At 62.2% G+C, this 5,581-nt stretch carries 5 protein-coding genes; 3 read left to right on the top strand and 2 right to left on the bottom strand.

Translation table 11 applies throughout. The features are described 5' to 3' along the window. Window positions 1-635: GntR family transcriptional regulator (locus A2I95_RS25395; protein WP_291734391.1), on the top strand; the 635-nt coding region annotated here is incomplete at its 5' end. 71 nt (window positions 636-706) lie between these two features. Here A2I95_RS25395 and A2I95_RS25390 read toward each other — a convergent pair. Next, complete coding sequence (locus A2I95_RS25390) at window positions 707-1,417, bottom strand: type 1 glutamine amidotransferase (protein WP_291734390.1); 711 nt, start codon at window positions 1,415-1,417, stop codon at window positions 707-709. Between the two features lie 81 nt (window positions 1,418-1,498). Between A2I95_RS25390 and A2I95_RS25385 the strand changes: the two genes are divergently transcribed. Then, the gene (locus A2I95_RS25385; RefSeq protein ID WP_291734388.1) at window positions 1,499-2,758 is read left to right on the top strand and encodes a cytochrome P450; all 1,260 of its coding nucleotides are present in this window, start codon (window positions 1,499-1,501) and stop codon (window positions 2,756-2,758) included. 108 nt (window positions 2,759-2,866) lie between these two features. Further along, window positions 2,867-4,156 (top strand): glutamine synthetase family protein, encoded by a 1,290-nt coding sequence (locus A2I95_RS25380; protein ID WP_291734387.1) that lies wholly within the window; start codon window positions 2,867-2,869, stop codon window positions 4,154-4,156. A gap of 198 nt (window positions 4,157-4,354) precedes the next feature. Here A2I95_RS25380 and A2I95_RS25375 read toward each other — a convergent pair. Then, window positions 4,355-5,581: aminotransferase class III-fold pyridoxal phosphate-dependent enzyme (locus tag A2I95_RS25375; protein WP_291734385.1), on the bottom strand; the 1,227-nt coding region annotated here is incomplete at its 5' end.

Below are 5,581 nucleotides of genomic sequence, written 5' to 3'. Positions count from 1 at the left end.
AGCAGATTCTGAACGCAATCCTAGAGGACATTGAAGCAGGCCGCCTGGTGCCGGGCGCGCCGCTGGAGGAAGGCGAACTGGTGGAGCGCCACGGAGTCTCCCGCACGCCGGTCCGAGAGGCTTTTATCCAGCTGGAAGCCATTGGGCTGATCAAACGGCTGCCGCGCAAGGGGGCAGTGCTTTTCAAGCCGACGCTGGAGGAATTCCTGGCCATTCTTGAGGTGCATGCCCGCCTGGAGGGGCAAGCGGCGGCGCTGGCGGCGCGGCGGTTGTCTCCGGTGCGGGCGGAGGAGCTGGAGGCGGCTGTGGCTGCCTGCGAAAAGCACGCTGTGGAAAAGGGCGATGGTGATCCGGGTGGATACTACCAGTTGAACCTGCGGTTTCATGCCTGTGTGGCCGAAGGTTCTGGCAATCCGTTTCTGGTCGAGATGATCAAGACCAACGCACGCAAGCTGATGGCCTATTACCGGGCGCGCTACCGCTATCCTGGCGCTATTGCGCAATCAGCCAAGGAGCATCGTGAGATTGCCGCGCTGATCTTTGCCCATGACTGGAAGGCGGCGGAGGCTGCAATGATTTCCCATGTGCAATTCGATCAGGTCACGGTGATGGATCTGCTGGCAGCACTGGGGTGAGACGCTGCTGAACGGGGCCGGGCGGCCCCGTGCCTGCGGCGCGGGTATTTTACAAAGAAGAAGATGCGGGCTTAGTGGGCAATTGCTTGTTCGAAAAACCGGGCGAGACATTCCGCAAATACGAGCTGATCGGAGTGGTCTTTGAGGCTGTTCTTAGCGCGGGTATGGACCGCAGGGCCAAGAACTTCCCGCATTTCTTCGCTTAGCGCGATGATGAAGTCATGGGTCATCTCCGGGTGGTGCTGGGTGGTGAAGATGTGGCGTCCCAGGGTGAAGCCAGTGTTCATGCCATTCCATTCACTGAGCGGGGTTGCGTCTGGCGGCAGTGTGCTGACGCATTCGCAGTGGGAGCCGTAGAGTTTGATTTCCTCCGGCAGGGCTGCGGCCCAATCCGGGCGGGCAAGCAGATGGTTGCGGGTTAGCCCATGGACCCAGCCGTCATGGTTGCGGTCCAGGCTGCCGCCGAGGGCCAGTGCAATGGCCTGATGGCCGAAACAGGCGCCGAACAGCGGGAGGTCGCGTGCGTGGGCGGTGCGGATCAGCTCCAGCAGCTGCGCCACCCACGGGGCGCCGGAGCGCACCGAGGCCGGGCTTCCGGTGATCATTGCGCCGTTGAATTCAAACAGATCCTGAGGGAACTCCCCGTCCTTCACGGAAAACACCGTGGTGCGCCAGTCTTGCCGGGCCATCTGGATCAGATCGGTGAATTTCTCGCCGTCCTTTGGATGCCTTTGGGCAAATTCGCTTTCGTCTGTGTTGGTCATCAGGATGGCCAAATGCATGAGAACGCTCGCAAGGTTTTTATTTACATATTTATAATGCTATTTAATATACATTAAGAAAGCAAATTAGGAAAGCCGGCAATGACAGTTTGGACCCCCACGGACGACGGCTATGCGGATCTGAGCAGCCATGATGCCTTTGCTGGTGGCGCGCCGCACAACACTTTTGCGAGGCTCAGGCGCGAGGACCCGTTACATTGGACCGAATACGAGGGCGGCAAGAATTTCTGGTCGGTCACCCGCTATGAAGACATCACGGTGATGAACAAGAACACCGAGGTGTTCTCGTCGGCCCGCGGGATCCGGATGGAAGACCAGTCCTACGAGGAATACCTGGCGCGGCGCACCTTTCAGGAAACCGACCCGCCGGAGCATTCCAAAGTGCGGATGAAGCTGCTGAAGGCGTTCTCCAAGACCACCATGGCGCAATATGAGCAGGATATCCGGGACCTCTGTGCGGATATTCTGGATCAAGCGCTGGCCAAAGGGGAGTTCGACGCCACCAAGGAGATCGCCCGTCAGCTGCCGATGCGGATGCTGGGCCGGGTGGTGGGCCTGCCTGAGGCGGACCTGCCCTGGCTGGTGGAAAAGGGCGATGCGCTGATTGCCAATACCGATCCGGACTTCACCTCGCATGTGCTCGACAAGATGCAGACGGATGAGTTCCGGATGATGCCCTTCAACTCTCCCGCCGGGGCGGAACTGTACATCTATGCCAAGGAGTTGATGGAGGAGAAGGCGCGCAAAGGAGATACCTCGGGTGTGCTGAACCTGATCCTGGAGCCGGCCAAAGATGGCTCGGTCATCACCGAGACCGAGTTCCGCAACTTCTTCTGTCTGCTGGTGGCGGCGGGCAATGACACCACGCGCTATTCCATTGCCGCCGGGATTCAGGCGATGTGCCATCAGCCCGAATTGCTGGCGCAGATGCAGGAAGGCGGGGAGGTCTGGGACACCGCGGCGGATGAGATCATCCGCTGGGCGACACCCGCTCTCTACTTTCGGCGCACCGCAACGCGGGATGTGGAAATGCATGGCAAGACCATCCGCGAGGGCGACAAGGTGCTCTACTGGTTCGCCTCGGCGAACCGGGATGACAAGTATTTTGAGGACCCATTTCACGTGAATCTCTACCGCAGCCCGAACCGGCATCTGTCCTTCGGCCAGTTCGGCCCGCATGTTTGTCTTGGCATGTGGTTGGCGCGGCTGGAAGTCACCGTGCTGTTCCAGGAACTGGCCAAGCGGATCCGGCATATCGAGCCAGCGGGGCCGCACAAGTTCCTGCGGTCGAACTTTGTCGGCGGCATCAAGGCACTGCCGGTGCGGGTGGAAGCAGCCTAGCAGCCAGGCCATCCCCAGGAAAGACTCTGCGAAAACCGCTAAATATGTTAAGTAACATGGCACGGAAAACGATGCCGAAAACTGACCAACAGCGAAGGACCTTGAGCCATGAAGACCCGCCTGCGCGCGATGTTTTGCGATCACCTCAGCATCATGCGGGGGAAGTATCTGCCGAATTCCAAGATCGGAGACGACTCGACCCGGTTCTGCCGTTCGGTCTTTGGCACCCATTACGACAGGGACTTGCTGGACGCACCGGGTTCGATGGTGAAACAGGGGCTGCCGGATATGGAGCTGAAGTGGCTGCATGACGATATCCGAGACAGCTGGCATGCCTCGACCAAGGTGGTGCTGGGTAATCTTTATGACGACGAGGGGCAGCCGCTGGCGCTGTGCCCGCGTTGGGCGCTGAAGCGGGCTGTGGCGGACTGGCGGAAACACGGGCTGACGCCGAAGGTCGGGATCGAACTGGAGGCCTTTGCGCTGCAGGCGGACGATCGCGGACGGCTGATGCCCTATGATGCGCCGGGCGGGGTGGTCTATGGCACCGGGCCCTTTGCCGATCCGCTGCGGTTCAATGATCGGATTTGGGCCATGGCGGATGACATGGGCTTTTCGCTGGACATGATCACCGCCGAATTCGACAGCCCGCAGTTCGAATACACGCTGACCTTTGACGATGCGGTGAAGGCGGTGGATGACATAGTGCTGTTCCGCCTGATGGCGCGGGAAGTGGCGTTGGAATACGGCATTGTCCTGACCTTCATGCCAAAACCGGTGGCTGAGGCCGGCGGCTCAGGCATGCATATCAACTTCTCCTTCACGGATGAGGCGGGCGGCAATGCGCTGTCCGCGGGGCCGCGGGGCGGGCCAGCGCATATGAATGATCTGGCGCGCGGCTGCCTGGCCGGGCTGCTGCATCACCACAAGGGGCTGGCGGGGCTGATTGCGCCCACTGCCAACAGCTACATGCGGCTGCAGCCGGGCTCGTTGTCGGGATACTGGCAGAACTGGGGCGGCGATCATCGCAACGTGACCACCCGCATCAGCTCGGAAGGCGGTGCCAAGGCGCGGCTGGAGCACCGGATGGCGGATGCCTCGGCCAACCCCTATACGGCGGTGGCGGCGGTGCTGCAGGCGGCGCGGCTGGGGCTGGAGAATGGCCACCAGCTGCCGCCGATGGAGACAGGCGACGGCTTCGACCGCACTGATGCCCGAGAGGGAACAGCGGTGGACCTGAAGGGCGCTGTTGCGGATCTGGAACGGGACACTGTGCTGGCCGGGGCGGTCGGGCCAGAGCTGGTCGCCAACCACGTTTTCATGAAGCGCAAGGAAGTCCGCAAGACCCGTGACCTGGAAGGGGACGGGATGCGCGATTTCTACGTTCATTTCATCTGATCTTGCGCAGAGGGGGGCTGCAAAGGGCATGGGAACGGGCGCGGCTGCGGCAGCTGCGCTCTTTTCCGTATCACGCCACCGCGCCGCGTCAGCGGCGCCGCCGAAGGCGCGGCCCCGAAGCATATGCTTCGGGGCCGCCACGGTATCTGGTGACGCCCGGCACTGGCGGTCCGGGCGTGGCGGCATATGGCGCGGGTGTCAGCTCACCGCCGCCAAGCCTGCGTCCAGGGCAGAGAGGATAGTTGTTGCCTCGGCCTCGCTCAGCACCAGCGGCGGTGACAGGATGATGTTGGGGCCGGAGACCCGCACCATCGCGCCGGCCTCATAGGCTGCTTCCTGCAGCGTGCCGGTGGTTTTCTTGTCAGCCGGCGCCTTGGTGCTGCGGTCTGCCACCAGCTCAAGTGCGCTCATCAGCCCGTGGCCGCCGCGCACGTCGCCGATCAGCTCGTACTTCTGCTGCAGGTCCAGCAGCCCCTGATGGATCTGGGTGCCGCGGGCGGCGGCGTTTTCGGGCACGTTCAGGCGCAGGGTTTCGGCAAGGCAGGCCAGCGCTGCTGCAGCGCCTACAGGATGGCCGGAGTAAGTGTAGCCATGGCCGATGGCGGCCTTTCCGCTGGTGTCCTTTTCGAAGGCTTCCGTCATGTGATCCGCGATCATCACGGCACCAAAGGGGAAGTAACCATTGGTGATCGCCTTGGCCGTCGCCATCATATCCGGTTGCACACCCCAGTGCCGCGAGCCGGTCCAGGATCCGGTGCGGCCAAAGGCGGTGATCACCTCATCTGCGATCAGCAGAATACCGTTTCGCGAACAGATCTCGCGCACGCCCGGCATAAAGCTGGAATGCGGCGGGATCACCCCGCCGGCGCCCAGGACCGGTTCCATTATGAAGGCTGCGATGGTGCCGGCGCCTTGGAAGGCAATCTCATCCTCCAGCGCCTGCAGGCAGAGCTGGGCGAGCCGTTCGGGGTCGGTCTCATTGAACGGATTGCGGTATGTATAGGGCGCGGGGATCTGGAAGCAGCCGGGCAGCAGCGGTTCGTACTGGGTGCGGAAGTTGGCGTTTCCGTTCACCGAGGCGCCGCCCATGTGGGTGCCGTGGTACCCTTTTTTCAGGCTCAGGAACTTGGTGCGGCCCTCCTCGCCGCGGATCTTGTGGTACTGGCGGGCCAGCCGCAGGGCGGTTTCAACCGAGTCCGATCCGCCAGAGGTGAAGAAAGCACGGGTGAGGCCATCGGGCGCGAAGAACTTGCGCAGCTCCTCGGCCAGCTGGATTACCTGGTCGTTGGTGGTGCCGCGGAAGGTGGAGTAATAGGGCAGCACGTCCAGCTGCGCGGCAATCGCGTCCTTTACCGGCTGGCAGGAAAAGCCGAGGTTTACGTTCCACAGGCCCCCGACCGCGTCCACCACCTCATGCCCGTCGAT

The organism is Leisingera sp. F5, assembly GCF_001593695.1.
This window is presented reverse-complemented; position numbering and strand designations above follow the sequence as displayed.